A 22,040-nucleotide genomic window follows, 5' to 3' on the forward strand; every position below is an offset into this window, starting at 1 on the left:
TTGTTCCGTGTCAGTGGAGGCGCATTATAGGGAGTTATTTCAGGCTGACAAGGGGAAATTTAAAATAATCTTCCGAGTGCGTATTTTTTATTCTTTACGCTTATTTTGACAACGTTTTGTTGGTTAATTGGACGATTTCTCGCGCAAAACCTGCGACCTGTTCCCAATCGGTATACACCACTTCTTTATTCGTATCCGTTTCACCGCCAGACATCTTCATTATCAGTTGGATCATAACGCGGTCATACCAGCGATAGCGGGGATACAGCAAAGCGCCGGCAATAACCGCACTGCGATCTGGTCGCCACGGCGAACTCATCAGGAACTTACGCGCATAGCTGTTGGTTTGCGGCGTACGTTTTTCCGGTTTACGGGCAACAAGGTTTACGGAGTAGAACGCACTCGGCATCGCGTTCAGCCGCGTGGCATGCTTTTTCACAAACTCCTGAAAAGCAGCATGGTAATGCCCATAGCGAATCGAAGCGCCAATCACCACGCTGTCATAATTTTGCCAGTCAGGCTCCGCGGTACGATGCAAATTTACGACATCCGCCCAAACACCCAGCTCTTTGAGCTCAGAAGCCAGATACTCGGCGATTTCACGGGTTTGTCCGTCCCGGGAAGAAAAAAGAATCAGTGTTTTCACGTGTTACTCCATTATTCACGCCAGAAGGTAGGGGTAAAGAGTACCAGCAGAGTAAAGACCTCCAGACGACCAAACAGCATATTGGCAATCAGGATCCACTTCGCCACGGGGTTCATACTGGCAAAGTTGTCAGCGACAACACCCAGCCCTGGCCCCAGGTTATTCAGCGTCGCCACAACGGAGGCAAACGCGGAGAAGTCATCAACACCGGTCGCAATAATCGCCAGCATACTGATAATAAAGACCAGCGCATAGGCAGAGAAGAATCCCCACACAGCTTCAAGGATTCGCTCCGGTAACGCACGGTTACCCAGTTTGATACTGTAAACCGCATTCGGGTGGACCAGTCGTTTCAATTCACGGTTACCCTGCTTAAACAGCAGCAGGATACGAATCACCTTCAAGCCACCGCCCGTCGACCCGGCACAGCCGCCGATAAAAGCAGAACACAGTAACAGCACCGGCAGGAACAGCGGCCAGCGGGCAATACTGTCCGTGGTAAATCCGGCGGTCGTCGCCATCGACACCACCTGGAAAAAGGCCTGGTTGATCGTCGTGAGCGCCGATCCATAGGTATTATGTATCCACAACACCAGCGTACAGATAACTACCAGCGTCAACTGCACACCAATGAACATGCGGAATTCCGGATCGCGCCAGTAGACCTTCAGACTACGCCCACTTAATAAAGAGAAGTGCAGGCCATAGTTACAACCGGAGATCAGCAAGAAGATAGCAATAATGGTGTTAATCGTGGGACTGTCGAAATACCCCACGCTGGCATCGTGTGTGGAAAAGCCGCCGATGGCAATTGTGGCAAAGCTATGACCAATGGCGTCAAACGCGGGCATCCCGGCAAACCATAGCGCCAGCGCGCACGCCACTGTCAGTAATACATAGATAAGCCACAGTGTTTTCGCCGTTTCGGCAATACGCGGGCGCATCTTATTATCTTTCAGCGGCCCGGGCATTTCTGCCCGATAGAGCTGCATACCACCCACGCCAAGAATAGGCAGGATAGCCACCGCCAGCACGATGATCCCCATCCCGCCGAACCATTGCAGCATCTGGCGATAAAAGAGAATCGCGTGTGGCAATGAATCAAGCCCCACCAGCGTCGTCGCACCCGTGGTGGTTAAACCGGAAAAGGATTCAAAAAAAGCGTCGGTTATCGTGAGGTTAGGACTTTCCGCAAAAATGAACGGTAGCGCACCCACGCTGCCCAGCACGGTCCAGAACAAGACGACTATCAGAAACCCTTCGCGCGACTTCAGCTCGCCCTTCTCTTTACGGTTTGGCCACCACAGCATAGAGCCGATAGCCAGAGCAACAAAGAAAGTTTGGGTAAATGCACGCCCTGCCCCATCACGGTAGATGAGCGCTACCAGTCCGGGGATGATCATTGTCCCCGAGAATAAGATGACCAGTAGTCCAACGATTCGGGTGATGGCGCGAAAATGCATCTCTGCCGCTTCCTTAGTTCTTTAAAATGAGGTGGGGATTATTCTTCAATCGCTAACAATTGCAATGAACCACGACTAAAATCCGCCAGTTTTGCCGAAAATTCATCCACTTTGGCATAAGGAAGCGCCACTCTGAGCCGAACAAAAGCCTGGTAATCACTGGCAACGACTTTACCGTCAAACTGCCCCAGCAAAGCTTCAATGCCTGCCAGCTGACCGTACTCACACTGCAAAGTATATTCGGTTAATGGCGTCTTGCGCTGTGTCGTTAACTGGCGCAGCGCCTGATTCACACCGCCACCGTAGGCTTTTACCAGACCACCCGTACCGAGAAGGATACCGCCGTAGTAGCGCACCACCACCGCGGTAATCTCGCCGACGCCGCTCCCCATCAGCTGCGCGAGCATCGGTTTGCCTGCCGTACCCGCCGGTTCGCCATCGTCTGAAAACCCCAACTGCTGCGAGTCGTTGGGCGCACCCGCCACCCACGCCACACAATGGTGGCGGGCGTCAGGGTGTTCCGCTTTGACTGACTCAACAAACGCTTTTGCCGCTTCTACGCCGTCCGTATGGGCGAGCAACGTAATGAAGCGGCTTTTTTTGATCTCTTCAACGACGCTAACCGGCGCCGCAGGGATTAACCAACTGTCCATTACGCCAGTTTTAAATCCCGCGTCATGTTTTCGATATTGTTCTCGTGGACCACCACGTTGTCTTCAATACGAATACCGCCGAACGGTTTCAGGGCTTCAATTTTCTGCCAGTTGAAGTGTTTGCTGAATTGCCCTTCACGCCACGGTGCCAGCAGCGATTCAATAAAGTAGATACCCGGTTCGATGGTCAGAACCATGCCCGGTTGCAGAACACGGGTGCAGCGCAGGTAAGGATACTTCGACGGCGCGGCCAGATGAGTGCCGCTGTCGTCCTGCATAAAACCAGCGACATCGTGTACCTGCAGGCCCAGCGGGTGCCCGATACCATGCGGCATAAACGGCCCGGTAAGATCGTTTTCCACCATCGCCTCTTCACTCATATCGGTGATGATTTGATGCTTACGCAGCAGCTTCGCGATGCGCTGATGAAACTGAATGTGATAATCCACGTAGCTGGTGCCTGCTTTCATGGTAGCAATCAGCGCCAGCTCTTCGTCGTTAACGTCTTTCACCAGATGCGCATAGTCGTTGTCGCTTTTCGCCGACCAGGTACGCGTCAGGTCTGCCGCATAGCCGTTGTATTCCGCACCGGCATCCAGCAGGAAGCTGCGGATTTCAGACGGAGCCTGATGATCCAGCCTGGTGTAATGAAGTACCGAGGCATGCTCGTTAAGCGCCACGATGTTGCTGTACGGTACGTCGGTATCGCGGTGACCAGTCGCAGTCAGGTAAGCGAGGTTGATGTCAAACTCGCTCATCCCGGAACGAAACGCTTCTTCCGCGGCCCGGTGTCCATTCACCGCCATTTTCTGCGCTTCGCGCATACAGGCCAGCTCGTAATCCGTTTTATAGGCGCGGTAATAATGCAGGTAGTCGATCACCCCTTTCGGGTTGATGTTGCTGGCCGCGATGTCCAGTTGCAGCGCACGCTCCGGAACCGGGCCGATGTAACCGATATTGCCGCGAGCAGCAGGCAGTTGGCTACCGATACCATCCGCTTTTGGCAGCGCGATGATCTCAATTTCTTCCGTCCAGAAGGAGGTCGGCAGCGGCTCAACGTTGTGCCAGTAATCGACCGGCAGGTAGAACCACAGTTTCGGCTTGTTCACGCCATCCACCAGCAACCAGCAGTTAGGAACCTGCGTTACAGGCACCCAGGCTTTGAATTGCGGATTGACCTTAAACGGGTACGGATGATCGTCGAGAAAGACGTTAACAAGTTCGCCTGAGTGAATAAGTAACGCATCCAGCTTAAAGCGTTCCAGCGCGTCGCGCGTCCGTTCTTGTAAGGTAACGATATGATTTTTATAGAGTGCGGCCAGTGATTCCATTTTCTATCCTTCTGTTTTTTGACCTCAAGTCTCCGCATCTTAGCACATCGCTTTGTGAGTGCGTGATTTCTGCCGAGCGTGATCGAATCGTCATTTCTTTAATCATTCATTTGCATTTTTTTAACATAAAACACACACTTCGATTCATCTGGTATGACCAGATCACCTTGCGGATTCAGGAGACTGACATGCTTTACAAAGGCGACACCCTGTACCTCGACTGGCTGGAAGATGGCATCGCCGAACTGGTGTTCGATGCCCCTGGCTCGGTCAATAAACTCGACACGGCCACCGTTGCCAGCCTGGGCCATGCGCTTGATGTGCTGGAAAAACAACCGAATTTAAAAGGGCTGCTGCTGCGTTCTAATAAAGCAGCCTTTATTGTTGGTGCCGATATCACCGAATTCCTTTCACTGTTCCTCGTGCCTGAAGAACAACTGAGCCAGTGGCTGCATTTTGCCAACAGCGTCTTTAATCGCCTCGAAGATCTGCCTGTTCCGACCCTCTCAGCGGTAAACGGCTACGCGCTGGGTGGCGGCTGCGAATGTGTTCTGGCAACCGATTATCGTCTGGCAACGCCGGACCTGCGCATTGGCCTGCCGGAAACCAAGCTGGGCATTATGCCGGGCTTTGGCGGTTCCGTGCGTATGCCACGTATGCTGGGTGCGGACAGCGCGCTGGAAATTATTGCGGCAGGTAAAGATGTTGGTGCTGAGCAGGCGCTAAAAATCGGCCTGGTCGATGGCGTAGTGAAACAAGACAAACTGCTTGATGGCGCGATCGCGGTATTACGTCAGGCGATTAACGGTGACCTCGACTGGAAAGCCAAACGTCAGCCGAAGCTGGAGCCGTTGAAACTCAGCAAAATTGAAGCGGCTATGAGCTTTACCATCGCTAAAGGCATGGTGGCGCAGACGGCAGGTAAGCATTATCCCGCACCGATTACCGCGGTAAAAACCATTGAAGCAGCGGCCCGTTTTGGTCGTGAAGAAGCGCTAAATCTGGAAAATAAAAGCTTTGTTCCACTGGCGCACACCAGTGAAGCCCGCGCCCTGGTTGGGATTTTCCTTAACGATCAGTTCGTGAAAGCCAAAGCCAAAAAGCTCACCAAAAATATTGAGGCACCAAAGCAAGCGGCGGTGCTGGGCGCAGGCATTATGGGCGGCGGCATCGCGTACCAGTCGGCCTGGAAAGGCGTGCCGGTTGTCATGAAAGACATCAACGACAAATCATTAACGCTGGGCATGACCGAAGCGGCCAAGTTGCTGAACAAACAGCTCGAGCGCGGCAAAATTGACGGTCTGAAAATGGCGGGCGTGATTTCCACTATCCATCCAACCCTCGACTACAGCGGTTTTGAGCGTGTGGACGTGGTGGTTGAAGCGGTTGTGGAAAACCCGAAAGTGAAAAAAGCGGTACTGGCGGAAACCGAAGATCAGGTTCGCCCGGACACCGTACTGGCGTCGAATACCTCCACCATCCCCATCAACGAGCTGGCCAGCGCGCTTAAGCGCCCGGAAAACTTCTGTGGGATGCATTTCTTTAACCCGGTGCACCGTATGCCGCTGGTTGAGATCATTCGCGGCGAGAAAAGCTCGGATGAAACCATCGCTAAGGTAGTCGCCTGGGCAAGCCAGATGGGCAAAACGCCGATTGTGGTTAATGACTGCCCCGGTTTCTTCGTCAACCGCGTGCTGTTCCCCTATTTTGCCGGTTTCAGCCAGTTGCTGCGCGACGGGGCGGATTTCCGCAAAGTCGACAAAGTAATGGAAAAACAGTTTGGCTGGCCGATGGGTCCGGCTTATCTGCTGGACGTGGTGGGTATTGATACCGCGCATCACGCACAGGCTGTGATGTCCGCAGGCTTCCCTCAGCGTATGCAGAAAGATTATCGCGATGCGATAGATGCACTGTTTGATGCTAACCGTTTCGGGCAGAAAAACGGCCTCGGATTCTGGCGTTATAAAGAAGACAACAAGGGCAAGCCGAAGAAAGAAGAAGATACCACCGTTGACGGTCTTCTGGCTGAGGTCAGCCAGCCGAAACACGACTTCAGCGATGAAGAGATTATCGCCCGCATGATGATCCCAATGGTCAACGAAGTGGTGCGTTGTCTGGAAGAAGGCATTATCGCCAGCCCGGCAGAAGCCGATATGGCGCTGGTGTATGGCCTGGGCTTCCCTCCGTTCCACGGCGGCACGTTCCGCTGGCTGGATACGCTTGGCAGCGCGAAGTATCTCGATATGGCTCAGCAGTATCAGCACCTTGGCCCGCTGTATGAAGTTCCGGCCGGTCTGCGTGACAAAGCGCGCCATAACGAACCGTATTATCCCCAGGTTGAGCCTGCCCGCCCGGTTGGCAGCCTGAAAACGGCTTAAGGAGTCACAATGGAACAGGTTGTAATTGTTGATGCGATCCGTACCCCGATGGGCCGTTCGAAAGGGGGGGCGTTTCGTCACGTGCGGGCAGAAGATCTCTCCGCACATTTAATGCGTAGCCTGCTGGCGCGTAATCCGGCGCTGGAGCCAGCCGCGCTTGATGATATTTACTGGGGCTGTGTGCAGCAAACGCTGGAGCAGGGTTTCAACATCGCCCGTAACGCCGCGCTGCTGGCGGAAGTTCCACATTCCGTTCCGGCCGTCACGGTCAACCGTCTGTGCGGTTCGTCCATGCAGGCGCTACACGATGCGGCACGCATGATCATGACCGGCGATGCTCAGGCGTGCCTGATTGGCGGCGTGGAGCATATGGGTCATGTGCCGATGAGTCACGGCGTTGATTTCCACCCGGGCATGAGCCGCAACGTGGCAAAAGCCGCGGGAATGATGGGTCTGACCGCGGAAATGCTCTCTCGTATGCACGGCATCAGCCGTGAAATGCAGGACGCCTTCGCCGCGCGTTCACACGCCCGTGCCTGGGCAGCAACGCAGTCTGGCGCGTTTAAAAACGAAATCATCCCGACCGGCGGTCATGATGCCGACGGCGTGCTGAAACAGTTTAACTACGATGAGGTTATCCGCCCGGAGACAACCGTTGAAGCGCTCTCCACCCTGCGCCCAGCGTTCGATCCAGTTAGCGGAACGGTCACTGCCGGTACCTCCTCCGCGCTTTCCGATGGTGCTGCCGCGATGCTGGTCATGAGCGAAAGCCGCGCCCGTGAGCTGGGTCTGACGCCGCGTGCCCGTATTCGTTCGATGGCTGTTGTGGGTTGCGACCCGTCAATCATGGGTTACGGTCCGGTTCCGGCCTCAAAACTGGCGCTGAAAAAAGCGGGACTCTCCACCAGCGACATCGGTTTGTTTGAGATGAACGAAGCCTTTGCCGCTCAGATCCTGCCGTGCATTAAAGATCTGGGGCTGATGGAGCAGATCGACGAGAAGATCAACCTCAACGGCGGGGCGATCGCTTTGGGTCATCCACTGGGCTGTTCCGGGGCGCGTATCAGCACCACCCTGCTCAACCTGATGGAACGCAAAGACGTACAGTTTGGCCTCGCGACGATGTGTATCGGGTTAGGCCAGGGCATCGCGACGGTATTTGAGCGAGTTTAATCAAAGCATGCCGGGGGCGCTTCGCTTGCCCGGCCTACGAAATGTTATCTCAAAGCCATTGGTGCCAGAACAAGGCGGCAAGTGAATGACAAATTCGTCAGGAACGAATTTGAACAGCCGAAGGCTGCTTTCAGTGAGGGACACGGATGTCCCTCATTCATCCCGATGAGCTTACGTGTAGTAAGTGATTCGGGTGAATGAGCGCAGCCAACACAGTTATGGTGCCAATGGCGAAGAGAGAAAGTTTAGTTGCCGTTTTTCCCGCCTGTCAGGGGCGGGTTTTTTATTTCTCTGAACTACCGCGCACCACTAACTGCACCGGCAATAGCAGATTCTCTTCCTGCTTCTCTTCCAGCAGTAAACGCAGCGCTTCACGCCCCAACTGCTTTTTATCAACCGCAATGGTGGTCAGTGGCGGGTGCGACCAGGCCGCAGCATCGATATCATCAAACCCCACCAGCGCGAGATCTTCCGGAATACGTATACCCCGCTGTGCACACACCCGCTGAACAACCAGCGCTGCCGCATCGTTATAGGCAAAAATGGCATCAGGCGGCTCCGGCAGACTGAGCAACTCCTTCACCGCCTCCACCAGAGATTGCTCGGTATCCAGCAACGGCGGTGCAACGGCGTCGTACTCTGGCGGCATTAGCAAACGGGCCTCATACAATGCCTGACGGTAACCCTTCTCGCGCTGACGGATGCTGTAGTGCGCGAGCGTGCTGGCGAGAAAAGCAATGCGGCTGCGCCCTTGCGCAATCAAATGTTGCGTGGCCAGATAACCGCCTTGAGTGTTGTCCGGATTCACGCAAGGTAAGCCCGACGCCCAGAGATCCACCAGTACCAACGGCAATTTCATCTGTTGCAGCAGCCCAAGCAATTCAGGCTCAAAAAATCCCGCGCAGATCAGCGCATCAGGCTGATGCAGCATCACCTGCTCACTCACTGCATCACCAGGGCCGATTGAGAGAAAACTCAGCGCAATCCCGTGTTCGCGACAACGATCTTCTATGCCCAGCAGCAGCTGAGAGTAAAACGGCAAAGCCCGGCTGATATTGTGCTGGCGATGCAGTAAAAACAGGACACGTTTGATTTTGTCTGCACGCAGGCGAGAAAAATCATAACCCTGCTGCTGCGCCACTGAAATAATGCGCAGCCGGGTGTCTTCACGCAGCCCCGGCTGCCCTTTCAGGGCGCGGGAAACAGCGCCAACCGAGACACCACACGCTTCGGCAATATCTCTGATGCGTACAGGTTTCGTCATTTCGCTCTCATTAATTTATGCTGGCTTGTTGTGCTCCCAGCCAGGCCGCGCCGCGTACGCCGCTGCTGTCGCCGTGGCGGGCCCGAACGATCGGTGTGCGGCACTGCTTACCAAATACGTACTGCGCCACTCGTGCCTGCAAGCCTGAATACAGTGTATCAATATTAGATACCCCACCTCCCAGCACGATAACATCGGGATCGAGCGTATTCACAATGCTTGCCAACGCGCGCGCCAGTTGATCGCAATAGCGTTCCCATAACAAACAGGCATCTGCATCGCCCGATTCTACCCGTTGCATAATTTGTGGCACACCCGCATGTTGCGCGGTGTAATTCAAATACTGGCGTTCCAGCCCGCTGCCTGAAATAAAGCTCTCAATACAGTTCAACTGTCCGCAATAGCAAGTCACTCCAGCCCCGTCCTGAGATTCGTGGTAGCGCGGTAATGCATTATGCCCCCACTCACCCGCACAGGCGTTAGGGCCGGAGATCAATCGGTTATCGATGCATACTCCACCGCCGCATCCGGTACCAAGGATCACGCCAAATACCACGCTATGCCCACGCCCACTGCCGTCCATCACTTCTGACAGGGTAAAGCAGTTGGCATCATTGGTAACCGGCACTGGCATTCCTGATGCTCGCTCAAGGTCTTGCGCAAAGGCCTGCTGATTCAGCACCAGGATGTTCGAATTCTTAATCAAACCTTCGCTATCCACCGCGCCAGGCACCCCAACGCCAACCGATAAAGGCTGATTAACGGCCAGCCTTGCCTTAGCAATCATCTCCGTCACGGCCTGGAAAAAATCGCCGTAACTCTGCTTCGGTGTCGCGCATCGCTCGCGGTAAACAATTTCACCCGCGTTATCAATCACCACCGCTTCAATTTTAGTCCCGCCGATATCCAGTCCGAGCCTCATGGATTTTCCTCGTTTGCGTCTCGCAATGTGATGCTGTCTAGTTTGCCAATTTTGTTTACTAAACAAAAAGAGGCCTGTCACAAAACCTCAGTTTTATGATTAATAGACAGAAAAAAACGTGTTTACTAAAAATGTGCTGAAAAAGAGAAACAACGAAACCGGGCTTGCACCCTGCCAGAGGAAGTAAGGTGGGTAATGGATGCGCCGGAAGGGCTCCGGCGCACAGCGCTTAAATGAACGCGAAAGCGTCGCCAAACAGGCGATCTTCACGCGCACTGCGTTCATTACAGAACAGATCGCGCGCGATTTTGGCCATTTCGAAGCGACCGGCGATGTAGATATCATGCTCCGCCAGGGTACCGTAATCCTGCAGTACTGCCGTTAACACGGTTCCCGTACGACCACGCCAACCGTCTTCAGGCTGTTCCACCACTGGCTCAACGCGCAGATTCGGGTGGTTCACTGACAGCGCTTCCAGCTCTGAGAGATCGTAGAGATGCTTCTCTTCGCGCCCGCCCCAGTAAATGGTGATATCGCGGTTTGGATTGCGCGCCAGTGCAGTAAGCAGAATAGAACGCACGTAAGAGAACCCTGTACCACCGGCAATCAGGATCAGCGGGCGCTCGTCTTCATCGCGCAGCCAGGCCTCGCCATGCGGAATGTCGACCTTGATTTCCCGGTCTTTCAGAATGCGATCCATCACGGCCATGGCATAAAGATTTAGCTCAGAGGCGCCAACGTGCAGCTCAATGAATCCTTGCTCGTCCGGCGTTGATGCCATGGAGAACGGACGCTTATCCCTTTCGTCCATCACGACCATTAGATACTGGCCGGCACGAAAGGAAAACGCCGCGTCTGGCACTAAACGAACGCGATATACGGTGTCAGTGATAGCTTCTACCGAGGTCACTTTACAGCTTAAGGTTGTCATGCGCTCTCTCTGTCGGATCAATAGGCAAAACGATCGCGCCTCAGGCGCTTTTGCCGTCATTAAAGATGGCCAGTTCATCCCAAATTGCGTCAATACGCGCAGTTACTTCAGGATCTTTTTTAATCGGACGTCCCCATTCGCGTTGGGTTTCGCCCGGCCATTTATTAGTGGCATCCAGCCCCATTTTTGAACCAAGACCGGAAACCGGCGAGGCAAAGTCCAGGTAATCAATTGGGGTATTCTCTACCAGTACCGTATCCCGGGCAGGGTCCATACGGGTAGTAATTGCCCAAATCACATCATTCCAGTCGCGTGCGTTGACGTCATCATCGCAAACAATAACAAATTTGGTGTACATAAACTGGCGCAAAAACGACCAGACACCCATCATGACGCGTTTGGCATGACCAGCGTACTGTTTTTTCATCGTCACTACGGCCAGACGATATGAACAGCCTTCCGGAGGCAGGTAAAAATCGACAATCTCCGGGAACTGCTTTTGCAGAATAGGAACGAAAACTTCGTTCAGCGCCACGCCGAGTACCGCGGGCTCATCTGGCGGACGTCCGGTATAGGTAGAGTGATAAATCGCATCTTCGCGCTGGGTAATGTGCGTGACGGTAAAGACCGGGAAGCTATCTACTTCGTTGTAGTAGCCGGTATGATCGCCATACGGCCCTTCCGGGGCCAACTCACCCGGTTCGATATACCCTTCCAGCACGATTTCAGCGCTGGCAGGCACTTCCAGATCGTTGGAAATACATTTGACCACTTCGGTCTTGGTGCCGCGCAACAGTCCGGCAAATGCGTATTCAGATAACGTATCCGGGACAGGTGTAACAGCGCCCAGAATTGTTGCCGGGTCTGCTCCCAAGGCCACAGAAACCGGGAAGCGTTCACCCGGATGCGCCGCGCACCACTCCTGATAATCAAGCGCGCCGCCGCGATGGGACAACCAGCGCATAATAAGCTTGTTTTTACCGATCAGCTGCTGGCGATAGATGCCCAGATTCTGCCGCTCTTTATGCGGGCCACGCGTTACGGTTAGCCCCCAGGTAATCAGTGGCGCGGCATCTTCCGGCCAACAGGTCATAATCGGAATTCGGTTTAAATCGACGTCATCGCCTGAGTAGATTTTTTGCTGACAAGGCGCACCGCGTAACCGCTTAGTCGGCATGTTCAACACCTGCTTAAACTGCGGCAGCTTATCAAACAGATCGCGGAATCCTTTCGGCGGCTCTGGCTCTTTCAAAAACGCCAACAGTTTACCGACTTCCCGTAGCGCCGAGACATCTTCTTGCCCCATCCCCATCGCAACACGCTTTGGTGTGCCAAACAGGTTACACAGCACCGGCATTGAATAACCTTTAGGATTCTCAAACAATAACGCAGGCCCACCGGCACGCAGAGTGCGATCGGCAATTTCAGTAATTTCCAGGTGGGGATCCACCTCAAGCGAAATGCGTTTGAGCTCGCCCTGCTGTTCAAGCAGCGTCAGGAAGTCGCGTAAATCGTGATATTTCATGGCGTCCATTATGGCCTCTTCGTAAGCGCTTCATTATACGGCGTTCATCATTGCGATGCTGTATTTTTGTTAAATTAGCGTGAACTCTGGCGATACATATAAGCCCCGGGAGTATATACCCATTGGGTTTCAGCCTGCTTTGAGGCGGGTATAATTAACTTAACTCATGGCTTTTGCTATGCTGGCGCTCAGAACAAGCGGATAAGAGTTATTATGCAATCCTGGTATTTACTGTACTGCAAACGTGGGCAACTTCAGCGAGCCCAGGAACACCTGGAAAGGCAGGCGGTGAACTGCCTGACGCCTATGATCACCCTGGAAAAAATAGTGCGCGGTAAACGTACCACAGTCAGTGAACCACTATTCCCTAATTACATGTTTGTCGAGTTCGACCCGGAAGTGATCCACACCACCACCATCAACGCCACGCGTGGTGTCAGCCATTTCGTCCGTTTTGGCGCGACGCCTGCGACTGTCCCTTCTCCCGTTATTCACCAGCTTTCTATCTACAAGCCTGAAGGTATTGTGGATCCGCAAACGCCGCAGCCTGGGGACAGTGTGATTATCACTGAAGGGGCGTTTGAAGGGCTAAAAGCGATCTTCACCGAACCGGATGGCGAAGCGCGTTCCATGCTACTGCTTAACCTGTTGAATAAAGAGATTAAGCAGAGCGTGAAAAACACCGGTTTTCGAAAAATATAAGGCGGTTAGAAGGTCACTTCGAACAGCGTTCTGACGTTGGCATCAATGGTGGCTGACAGCCATTGAGGATCTTCCCCGCGCCAGTGGGCAATACGCTCAAGAATATGCGGCAGGTGCGCCGGTTCATTGCGTCGTGACGTCGGCTTAGGCGTTAAGTCGCGAGGGAGTAGATAAGGCGCATCGGTTTCTACCAGCAGTCGTTCTACCGGAATAAACGGCAGCAGCTCACGCAGTTCCATTCCCCGGCGCTCATCACAGACCCACCCGGTGATACCAATATAAAGCCCTCGGTCCACGCAGTCCTGCATCTCCTGGCGCGAGCCGGTGAAACAGTGCAGCACCGCGCCGGGCAGGCTGTCCAGCCACGGTTCCAGCAACGTCAGAAAACGCTCATGGGCGTCCCGACAATGCATGAAAATCGGCATCTGCAGTTCAGCAGCAATGCGCAGCTGCGCCTCAAAAGCACGTTCTTGCTCCTGCGGCGTGGAGAAATTTCGATTGAAATCCAGGCCGCACTCACCAATTGCAACCACCTTCGACTGGTTTGCCAGCGCGATAATCTCGTCTTCCGTTGAGGATTGCCATTGGCTGCTGTCATGCGGGTGCACGCCAGCCGTAGACCAGCAATGTGGATAATGCTGCGCCAGCTTTAAAGCCTGCTGACTTTCGTGCAGGTTTGTTCCGGTCAGAAGCATACCGTTTACGCCCGCAGCAAAGGCCCGCGCCACGACCTCATCCCGGTCTTTTGCAAATTGTGAACTGGTTAAATTAACGCCAATATCAAACATGCTTCCTCCCATATGACAACCGCCCTGACGGGCGGTTGAGTTTATTCTTCAGTTTTCTCGGTGGCTTCGGCTTCTTTTGCTTCTTCAGCCTCGTTGTCCTCATCTCGCGTACGTCGCTTACCGACATAGAAACGAGAGAAGAAAACCCCCACCTCGAACAGGCAGTACATCGGTATCGCCAACAGCGTTTGCGAGAAGACATCTGGCGGGGTCAGTAGCATCCCGACGACAAATGCGCCCACCACAACGTAAGGGCGTTTCTTGCGTAAATCATCAGGCGTCGTAATGCCCATCCAGCATAGCAGCACGATGGCGACCGGAACCTCAAAAGAGACACCGAAAGCCATAAACAGCGCCATTACAAAACTGAGATAGCTGGCAATGTCCGTCGATACCTGCACGCCTTGCGGAGCCGTGTTGGCCAGAAAACCAAACGCCAACGGAAAGACGACAAAATAGGCGAATGCCATGCCGATGTAGAACAACAACGAACTGGAAACCAGCAGCGGCACAACCAGTCGACGTTCATGTTTATACAAAGCAGGCGCAATAAATGCCCACACCTGGTAGAGGATCACTGGCGCTGACAGGATCAGCGACACCATGAAGGTCAACTTTATCGGGGTAAAGAACGGCGAGGCCACATCGGTGGCGATCATCGTTGCACCCTGCGGCATCTGTTTAATCAGCGGCGCCGCAACCATATGGTAAATGTCGTTGGCAAAGTAAACCAACGCCAGAAAGATCACGATTACCGCAATGATGCAGTTCAGGAGTCGCTTACGCAGTTCAATAAGATGCGTAATGAGCGGTTGGGTATCTTCTACAGCCATGTTTACGGTTTATCACTCGACGAGGGGGAGGATTCGACAACAGGTGCGGCAGCTTTCTTATCTGCATCCATTAACGTTGCGGAAGTGTTTTCCGTTGGCTCTGGCGTTTTAGCACCCGTGGATTCCGGTTTTTGCTCCGGCGAACTGGCCTGGTTTTCTGCGGCGGCAGGGGTAACCCCTTCTCGCTGCGCTTCCGCATCTTTCACTACCGGGTTATGGATAGTGTGCGCTTCATCGCTCGCTTTCTCAGGATCGTGCACGCTGTAAGAACGCTTCATCGACTCTGCCGCTTCACGCAGCTCATCCATTGAGGCTTTCAGCTCCGGGGTCAGATTTGTCAGGCTCGCTTTCTCTACTTTCTTCAGGCTGTCCTGAAACTCCTGAAGCTTAAGCTCCTGGGTCAGTTCATTCTGAACAGTAGTCGCCAGGGAACGCAAAGCACGAACCCAGCCAGCAACCGTTTTTACCGCTACGGGTAATCGTTGCGGCCCCAGGACGATGAGGCCGATAACGAACACCAATAACAGTTCGCTAAAACCGATATCAAACACGGATTATACCTGCTCTTTATCTTGGCTTTTGGCGTCTTCCTTTTTCACTTCGCCCTGCTTATCGGTGATGGATTTAGCAGTAAAATCAGCGTCCTGGCTGGTTTTATCTTGCTTAGGCTCATCATCACCCATCGCTTTTTTAAAGCCTTTAATCGACGCGCCAAGATCGGAACCGATGGAGCCGAGTTTCTTGGTGCCAAATAGCAGTACAACGATGACGGCAATGATCAACAACTGCCAAATACTGATACCACCCATACATGTTCCTCTGTCATAGATGATGAATTAATAAGGCCGTAGTATACGTTACACGACCTGCCTTGGGCGATGAAAAATTCAGCGCATTTTGCGCCAGCCGATCAACCAGGCTAAGACGCCGCCTGCCATTAACCAACCCGGCATAAGCCCCCACTCAGGACGGCTTACCAGCAGGAATGTTCCACTTAGCAACAATGTTGCGCCAATGCCCAATAAATAACGGGATTGTCCCTGGCGTACATGATTCGCGTGAAGCTCGCGGGCAATCTTATCAACACTGTGCTGTAAATATTTGCCCTGGCGCAAACTGTCATACACCAGTTCAGGTATTTCTGGCATTTTTTCGACCCAGAACGGTGCTTTTTCTTTAAATGCTCTGACAAGCGCCGGAATACCGACCTGATCTTTGATCCAGGACTCGAGGAAAGGCTTGGCCGTTTTCCATAAATCTAACTGCGGGTAGAGCTGTCGTCCGACGCCTTCAACGTACAGCAACGTCTTCTGTAGTAAGACCAGTTGAGGCTGAACTTCCATGTTGAATCGGCGCGCAGTGTTGAACAGATTCAACAGCACATGACCAAAGGAAATCTCCGCCAGCGGTTTTTCAAAAATCGGTTCGCACACGGTACGAATGGCGAATTCAAACTCTTCTACGTTGGTATCCGGCGGAACCCAGCCAGAATCAACGTGCAGTTCAGCAACTTTGCGGTAGTCGCGGTTAAAGAACGCGATGAAGTTTTCAGCCAGGTAACGCTTATCTTCTTTGTTTAAAGACCCCACAATCCCACAATCAATACCAATGTATTTCGGGTTTTCAGGGTGCTCATAACTCACGAAAATGTTCCCAGGGTGCATGTCCGCATGGAAAAAGCTATCGCGGAATACCTGAGTAAAGAAGACCTGAACACCACGTTCAGCCAGCAGCTTCATATTGGTGCCATTCTTCTCAAGCGTGGTGACATCTGAAACGGGAATACCGTAAATGCGCTCCATCACCATCATATTCTGACTGCAATAGTCGGAGTACACTTCCGGGATGTACAGCATTGGGCTGTCTTCAAAATTACGTCGCAGTTGAATTGCGTTCGCCGACTCACGCAGCAGATTCAGCTCATCAATCAACGTTTTTTCATATTCACGGACCACTTCGGTTGGTCGCAGGCGGCGGCCATCTGGGAGCAGACGAGGAACCCAACGAGCAAGGCGGTAGATCAGTTTCAAATCTGCTTTGATTACCGGCAGTATGTCCGGGCGAATAACTTTGATCACCACCTCTTTGCCATTCGATTTCAGTCGCGCGGTGTGAACCTGAGCAATAGACGCAGATGCCAGCGGCGTGATCTCAAAATCATCAAACCATTCCTCAACGGGTAGCCCACCCATCGCCTCTTCGATTTGTTCTTTGGCTCTTTGCCCATCGAATGGGGCAACCCGATCCTGCAATAGCGCTAGCTGATCGGCGATGTGCGGAGGGAAAAGGTCACGACGGGTAGAGAGCATTTGCCCAAATTTGATCCACACCGGGCCGAGTTCCTGCAAAGCGAGCCTCAGCCTTTCTCCCAGCGGTTTGTCTTTATGTCGGTTGGGCATCCAGAACAGCGAGTAGCGCCACAACCGGATCGGCAGCGTGATACGCATTTTGGGGATGAGTTCATCAAGGCCGTAGCTTAAAAAAGTGCGTATGATGAAATAAAGGCGCCGTACTTCACCTGGCGTCATTTGGCCTCCAGTTTTTCCAGCCGTTTAGCCAGGGATTCAACCGCACGCTCAACGGCTGCCGTTTCCTCTGCAAACCATGCAACCTCAAGCGGACCCGGAGCCATACGCCACTCTTCGGTGATCGCTTCGGCAACATAGCGCTGCTGGCGCTGAATGTTATGGCGCAGGAACTTCGCTCCACCACGCAATACTTTGCTAACCCCTTCCGCGACAATATCGCCGGTATAGGGCGCTAACAGTTCTGCGGGATCAAACTCCGCCAGATCGGCCAGTGCGACAAAATTCTGCACGATCTGGATATCGCCCTGAACTTCCAGCTCACCGCTGCGGATAAGCGTGGTTAGTTGCTGCCGGTCGCGTAATTTCGGTAACACGCTGGCATGTGTGATTACGGTGCAATCGGCTTCGCCTTCCCATGCCCCCAGCACATCGACCTGGCGCTCACTAAACACCAGCACTAACGGTGTTGAAAATCCTTTGAGCTCAACACGCAGAACTTTGCCCTGTAAGCGCGTTCTGGCTGACTTAAGCGCAGGAGAACGGTACAGAAAGCTGTTGAGCAAATTTTCAACGCCGGCGGTCACTAAGGGTTTTAAAGGCATCCCCAATCTCCTGTCAGAACTTGTAACCACGATGCAGCGCAACGACACCTGCCGTCAGGTTGTAATAATCAACGCTTTCGAACCCGGCATCTTGCATCATAGCTTTTAAGGTGTCCTGATCGGGATGCATGCGGATAGACTCCGCCAAATAGCGATAACTATCTGCGTCGCTTGCCACCATGGAACCAATGCGTGGCAGAACATGGAAAGAGTAGGCGTCGTAAGCTTTGCTCAGCGGTTCGATAATCGGTTTGGAGAACTCCAGCACCAGTAAGCGTCCGCCCGGTTTCAACACGCGATACATGGAGCGTAATGCTTTGTCTTTATCCGTTACGTTACGCAGACCGAAAGAGATGGTGATGCAGTCAAACGTGTTGTCAGGGAAAGGCAGTGCTTCCGCGTTCGCCTGAACGTACTCAACGTTACCCACTACGCCGATATTACGCAGCTTTTCGCGTCCCATTTTGAGCATTGAGTCATTGATATCCGCCAGCACAACTTTGCCGGTTTCGCCTACCATGCGAGAGAATTTTGCCGTCAGATCGCCGGTACCGCCCGCCAAATCGAGAACGGTTTGCCCGCGACGCACGCCACTGCAGTCAATGGTGAAGCGCTTCCACAAACGATGAATGCCAAATGACATTAAGTCATTCATAACGTCATATTTAGACGCCACAGAATGAAAAACGTGGGCCACCATGTCAGCTTTCTGCTCTTTAGCGACGGTCTGAAAGCCAAAGTGCGTCGTTTCTTGTGAATTATCCACCATCTCAGTGCCTGCTCATCCAAAAAATGTTCGAGAAGTGTAACAGATTGGGCCAATTTGCCCTACCCTTCTGCCCGGTTCAACTACCCCAAACGAACTAGTTTGATTGCTGATTTACCGCTTCATCATCAGGGTAAGGTTCATCCTGTTGCGTCTCAGGGACCGAGCGCAAGCGGTATTCTTCATCCTGCGTAGTGGCTTGTTCAGCCAGCTCAGGATTAATCTCGCGCTTAATTTCTACACCTAAACTGCGAAACGCTTCTGCCTGCGACAGGACGTTTCCACGGCCTGAAGAAAGTTTTTTCATCGCCTGTCGGTAGTTATCCTGGGCTTTATCCAGGCTTTGGCCAATTGCCGACATATCATCCACAAACAATCGCATCTTGTCATAAAGTTTGCTGGCCCGATCGGCAATTTGTTGCGCATTACGACTCTGATGCTCGTAGCGCCACAGATTGGCGATCGTGCGCAACGCCACCAACAGCGTGGTAGGGCTCACCAGCATAATGTTATTTCTAAGCGCTTCGGTAATCAGTTCGGGCTGTCTGTCGAGGGCCAGTAAAAAAGCAGGCTCAACGGGGATAAACATCAGCACATAGTCAAGCGTGCGCAGCCCCGGGAGCTGCTGATAGTCTTTGCGCCCCAGCAAACGAATATGGTTTCGCACCGAGGCAATGTGCTCCTGCAACGCGCTCTCGCGGGTGTATTCATCTTCAGCGTTAAAATAGCGTTCATAGGCGACCAGCGTCATTTTCGCATCGATCACCACATCTTTACCCTGCGGTAGCCGGACGATGACATCAGGCTGCATCCGCGAACGGGCGTCGTTCTCGATACTGACCTGGGTTTCGTATTCATAGCCTTCGCGCAGACCAGAAGCCTCAAGCACCCGCGTGAGTACGACCTCACCCCAGTTGCCCTGCGTTTTGTTATCGCCTTTTAATGCCCGCGTCAGGTTTACCGCTTCCTGCGCCATCTGCGCGTTCAGTTGCTGTAGATTACGAATTTCGTGCGCCAGGGTATGGCGCTCCTGCGCCTCTTTACCAAAGCTATCCTGAACCTGACGTCGAAAACCGTCCAGTTGTTCGCGAAGCGGTGCCAGCAGATTGTTCAGACTTTGCCGGTTTTGCTCATCTACGCGACGGTTACTGTGCTCAAAAATACGGTTCGCCAGATTTTCAAACTGTTCGCTCAGCCGCTGTTCGCTGTTGATCATCTGGCGGATTTTATCTTCCGCATGCTGCTGCGTCGCTTCCAGCCGGGTGGTGACTTCACGGAGATCGGCTTCGAGAGAGGTGTTGATGCTGTGCAGGCTGCGCAATTCGTTATTGAGGAGTTCGCACTCATCACGCCAGTGAGCTTCCTGAGAAAGCTGCTGGCGGGCGGCGCTTAGCGCAATATCCATTTCACGTCGCTCTTCGATGAGGTCGGCACGGATCCTGTCGGCGTGCGCTTTTGTTGCGAGCCATCCCACCAACAACCCTGCGGCTAACGCCAGCACGGCACTCATCATAATTGAAATATCCACAACGCCCCCCTTACAGCAACGACTTACCCGCACAAAATAGAATTGTGCTGTATAAACGTCCAGTTTAAAAGGAATTTCCTGCGAGGCACTACGCAAAATAAAAAGGCCGAACGCGTCGGCCTTTTTGAATAGACGGGAGAATTACAGTAAACGACGCGCGGCTTCCACCACGATTTTCACCGCGTGGCTTTCCGTTTGTTTCATCGTTTCCGCATTAGGGATCTCTTGCTGAGTACGGTTCACGATAACACCCGCAACCATACCGGCACGCAGACCCTGGCTTGCGCACATGGTCAGCAACGTCGCAGATTCCATTTCGTAGTTCATGACGCCCATAGACTGCCACTCTTCCATTGAGCCTTTGAAACGGCTCACGACGCGACCAGAGAAGGTGTCATAACGCTCCTGTCCCGGATAGAAGGTGTCAGAAGACGCGGTAACGCCCACGTGAGTGGTAGCGCCGATAGATTTCGCTGCTTCCACTAGCGCGGTGGTGCACTCGAAGTCCGCAACGGCCGGGAATTCCATTGGCGCGAAATGCAGGCTTGCACCGTCCAGACGAACAGATGCAGTGGTAACCAGTACATCACCCACGTTGATATGCGGCTGGATAGCGCCAGTCGTACCGATACGCAGGAAGGTACGAATGCCCAGTTGTGCCAGTTCTTCTACGGCAATAGAGGTGGACGGGCCGCCGATACCGGTAGAGCACACGATCACGGCTTTACCATCCAGCTCAGCACGCCAGGTAGTGAACTCGCGATGAGATGCCAGCTTAACCGGCTTATCCATCAGCGCGGCGATCTTTTCCACACGCTCCGGGTCGCCAGGGACGATAGCAAGCGTAGCCCCTTGTAAATCGTTCTTAGTGAGGCCGAGATGAAAAACATCAGACTTAGACATAAAAACTCCTCTGTGAATCGGTTTTGTCAGAAGAAGCAAAAACACACTTTACCGAAGGCATAAACATATTTTCGTGACAGTCATCACTATGATGTAAATCAATTGCATTCAATTACCATAAAATGGTGATGCATATCACATAAATGATGCGATGTAAGGAAGCCTTGCACAAAAGATAGACCGTTTAAGGCAATGTGGTTCGTTGCATGTGTCTATAGTTAACAATGCGCTTTTTGGCTGAATATTTAAGGGTACGGAGAATACCATGACAACACGACAACCTGGCTTTGCACCTGCTGTATCTCCACCGACGTCTACCACGGTCCACACTCCGGATAACGCAATTATCGCCGGGGTAACGTCCATACCGTCACAAGGCGATGATATGCCAGCGTATCACGCACGACCAAAACAGACCGATGGCCCCCTGCCCGTGGTTATTGTCGTGCAGGAAATTTTTGGCATTCATGAACACATTCGTGACGTTTGCCGCCGTCTGGCTCTGGAAGGGTATCTGGCTATCGCACCAGAACTCTATTTTCGCGAAGGCGATCCCAATGACTTTGCCGATATCCCTACGCTACTCAGTGGCCTTGTCGCCAAAGTGCCTGACTCTCAGGTACTGGCCGATTTGGACCACGTCGCCAGCTGGGCCTCCCGCAACGGAGGAGATGCGCACCAGTTGATGATCACCGGATTCTGCTGGGGTGGACGCATCACCTGGCTGTATGCCGCACATAATCCGCAGTTAAAAGCGGCGGTGGCGTGGTACGGCAAGCTGGTAGGTGATAAAACCCTCAACTCGCCGAAACATCCCGTTGATATCGCGACCGATCTTAACGCCCCCGTTCTGGGACTGTATGGCGGCCAGGACACCAGTATTCCGCAAGATACCGTTGAAACAATGCGTCAGGCGCTGCGCGCCGCCAATGCAAAAGCGGAAATCGTAGTGTATCCCGATGCCGGACATGCTTTTAACGCCGATTATCGCCCGAGCTATCACGAAGAGTCCGCGAAAGACGGCTGGCAGAGGATGCTGGAGTGGTTCGCGCAATACGGCGGGAAGAAATAAACGTTAATTGCCCGGTGGCAGCAACACCTTAC

Annotated in this window: 21 protein-coding genes; 4 read left to right on the forward strand and 17 right to left on the reverse strand. The window is 53.1% G+C overall.

What is annotated here, in order from left to right; translation table 11 throughout:
- Positions 1–100 precede the first annotated feature (100 nt).
- From hemG to pepQ, 4 genes are read right to left on the reverse strand one after another with little or no spacing between them, the layout of a single operon-like run.
- Positions 101–646 carry a menaquinone-dependent protoporphyrinogen IX dehydrogenase gene (hemG, locus tag OGV77_RS06285; RefSeq protein WP_075145426.1) on the reverse strand — a complete coding sequence of 182 codons (546 nt, stop codon included), beginning with the start codon at positions 644–646 and terminating at the stop codon, positions 101–103.
- Positions 647–657: 11 nt separating this feature from the next.
- Complete coding sequence (trkH, locus tag OGV77_RS06290; protein WP_047407543.1) at positions 658–2,109, reverse strand: Trk system potassium transporter TrkH; 1,452 nt, start codon at positions 2,107–2,109, stop codon at positions 658–660.
- 38 nt (positions 2,110–2,147) lie between these two features.
- Positions 2,148–2,762, reverse strand: coding sequence for an IMPACT family protein (locus OGV77_RS06295; protein WP_042313949.1), 615 nt, complete (start codon positions 2,760–2,762; stop codon positions 2,148–2,150).
- Complete coding sequence (gene pepQ / locus OGV77_RS06300; protein WP_043019008.1) at positions 2,762–4,093, reverse strand: Xaa-Pro dipeptidase; 1,332 nt, start codon at positions 4,091–4,093, stop codon at positions 2,762–2,764. The genes OGV77_RS06295 and pepQ overlap by 1 nt, the downstream gene beginning before the upstream one ends.
- 188 nt (positions 4,094–4,281) lie before the next feature.
- On the opposite strand from pepQ, the gene fadB reads away from it, so the two are divergent.
- Positions 4,282–6,471 carry a fatty acid oxidation complex subunit alpha FadB gene (gene fadB, locus OGV77_RS06305; protein WP_087050433.1) on the forward strand — a complete coding sequence of 730 codons (2,190 nt, stop codon included), beginning with the start codon at positions 4,282–4,284 and terminating at the stop codon, positions 6,469–6,471.
- Between the two features lie 9 nt (positions 6,472–6,480).
- A complete protein-coding gene (gene fadA, locus OGV77_RS06310) occupies positions 6,481–7,644 on the forward strand; it encodes an acetyl-CoA C-acyltransferase FadA (RefSeq protein WP_043019006.1) in 1,164 nt (387 codons plus the stop codon).
- Positions 7,645–7,927: 283 nt separating this feature from the next.
- On the opposite strand, the gene OGV77_RS06315 is transcribed toward fadA, so the two are convergent.
- The 4 genes from OGV77_RS06315 to ubiD all read right to left on the reverse strand — a co-directional run bounded on the left by OGV77_RS06315 (position 7,928) and on the right by ubiD (position 12,295).
- The gene (locus OGV77_RS06315) at positions 7,928–8,908 is read right to left on the reverse strand and encodes a LacI family DNA-binding transcriptional regulator (protein WP_286502631.1); all 981 of its coding nucleotides are present in this window, start codon (positions 8,906–8,908) and stop codon (positions 7,928–7,930) included.
- A gap of 10 nt (positions 8,909–8,918) precedes the next feature.
- Positions 8,919–9,830, reverse strand: coding sequence for an ROK family protein (locus OGV77_RS06320; RefSeq protein ID WP_087050434.1), 912 nt, complete (start codon positions 9,828–9,830; stop codon positions 8,919–8,921).
- Positions 9,831–10,059: 229 nt separating this feature from the next.
- Positions 10,060–10,761 carry an NAD(P)H-flavin reductase gene (fre, locus tag OGV77_RS06325; protein ID WP_003828903.1) on the reverse strand — a complete coding sequence of 234 codons (702 nt, stop codon included), beginning with the start codon at positions 10,759–10,761 and terminating at the stop codon, positions 10,060–10,062.
- A 40-nt stretch (positions 10,762–10,801) separates the two neighbouring features.
- Positions 10,802–12,295, reverse strand: a complete 1,494-nt coding sequence (gene ubiD / locus OGV77_RS06330) for a 4-hydroxy-3-polyprenylbenzoate decarboxylase (RefSeq protein WP_003828905.1) — start codon at positions 12,293–12,295, stop codon at positions 10,802–10,804.
- Positions 12,296–12,499: 204 nt separating this feature from the next.
- Between ubiD and rfaH the strand changes: the two genes are divergently transcribed.
- Positions 12,500–12,988: a transcription/translation regulatory transformer protein RfaH gene (gene rfaH / locus OGV77_RS06335; protein ID WP_043019003.1), complete on the forward strand. Its 489-nt coding sequence runs from the start codon at positions 12,500–12,502 to the stop codon at positions 12,986–12,988.
- Positions 12,989–12,993: 5 nt separating this feature from the next.
- Here rfaH and tatD read toward each other — a convergent pair whose 3' ends face one another.
- The 9 genes from tatD to udp all read right to left on the reverse strand — a co-directional run bounded on the left by tatD (position 12,994) and on the right by udp (position 20,936).
- The gene (gene tatD, locus OGV77_RS06340; protein ID WP_043019002.1) at positions 12,994–13,776 is read right to left on the reverse strand and encodes a 3'-5' ssDNA/RNA exonuclease TatD; all 783 of its coding nucleotides are present in this window, start codon (positions 13,774–13,776) and stop codon (positions 12,994–12,996) included.
- A gap of 41 nt (positions 13,777–13,817) precedes the next feature.
- Positions 13,818–14,609 carry a Sec-independent protein translocase subunit TatC gene (gene tatC, locus OGV77_RS06345; protein WP_016155142.1) on the reverse strand — a complete coding sequence of 264 codons (792 nt, stop codon included), beginning with the start codon at positions 14,607–14,609 and terminating at the stop codon, positions 13,818–13,820.
- Between the two features lie 2 nt (positions 14,610–14,611).
- Positions 14,612–15,160, reverse strand: a complete 549-nt coding sequence (tatB, locus tag OGV77_RS06350) for a Sec-independent protein translocase protein TatB (RefSeq protein WP_286502632.1) — start codon at positions 15,158–15,160, stop codon at positions 14,612–14,614.
- 3 nt (positions 15,161–15,163) lie between these two features.
- Positions 15,164–15,418: a Sec-independent protein translocase subunit TatA gene (gene tatA / locus OGV77_RS06355; protein WP_003017888.1), complete on the reverse strand. Its 255-nt coding sequence runs from the start codon at positions 15,416–15,418 to the stop codon at positions 15,164–15,166.
- Between the two features lie 78 nt (positions 15,419–15,496).
- Positions 15,497–17,137, reverse strand: coding sequence for a ubiquinone biosynthesis regulatory protein kinase UbiB (gene ubiB / locus OGV77_RS06360; protein ID WP_043018999.1), 1,641 nt, complete (start codon positions 17,135–17,137; stop codon positions 15,497–15,499).
- A complete protein-coding gene (ubiJ, locus tag OGV77_RS06365; protein ID WP_047407569.1) occupies positions 17,134–17,739 on the reverse strand; it encodes a ubiquinone biosynthesis protein UbiJ in 606 nt (201 codons plus the stop codon). Before ubiJ ends, ubiB begins: the two co-directional genes overlap by 4 nt.
- Positions 17,740–17,752: 13 nt before the next feature.
- Entirely contained in the window at positions 17,753–18,508 is a 756-nt protein-coding gene (gene ubiE, locus OGV77_RS06370; protein WP_003017897.1) for a bifunctional demethylmenaquinone methyltransferase/2-methoxy-6-polyprenyl-1,4-benzoquinol methylase UbiE, read from the reverse strand.
- Positions 18,509–18,602: 94 nt separating this feature from the next.
- On the reverse strand, positions 18,603–20,033 hold the full coding sequence (gene rmuC, locus OGV77_RS06375; RefSeq protein ID WP_087050435.1) for a DNA recombination protein RmuC: 1,431 nt from the start codon (positions 20,031–20,033) through the stop codon (positions 18,603–18,605).
- Positions 20,034–20,174: 141 nt separating this feature from the next.
- Positions 20,175–20,936 (reverse strand): uridine phosphorylase, encoded by a 762-nt coding sequence (gene udp, locus OGV77_RS06380; protein WP_003828923.1) that lies wholly within the window; start codon positions 20,934–20,936, stop codon positions 20,175–20,177.
- Positions 20,937–21,201: 265 nt separating this feature from the next.
- Between udp and OGV77_RS06385 the strand changes: the two genes are divergently transcribed.
- A complete protein-coding gene (locus OGV77_RS06385) occupies positions 21,202–22,008 on the forward strand; it encodes a dienelactone hydrolase family protein (protein ID WP_047407573.1) in 807 nt (268 codons plus the stop codon).
- Positions 22,009–22,040 lie beyond the last annotated feature (32 nt).

Source organism: Citrobacter sp. Ce129, assembly GCF_030334545.1.
Taxonomy (GTDB): domain Bacteria; phylum Pseudomonadota; class Gammaproteobacteria; order Enterobacterales; family Enterobacteriaceae; genus Citrobacter; species Citrobacter europaeus.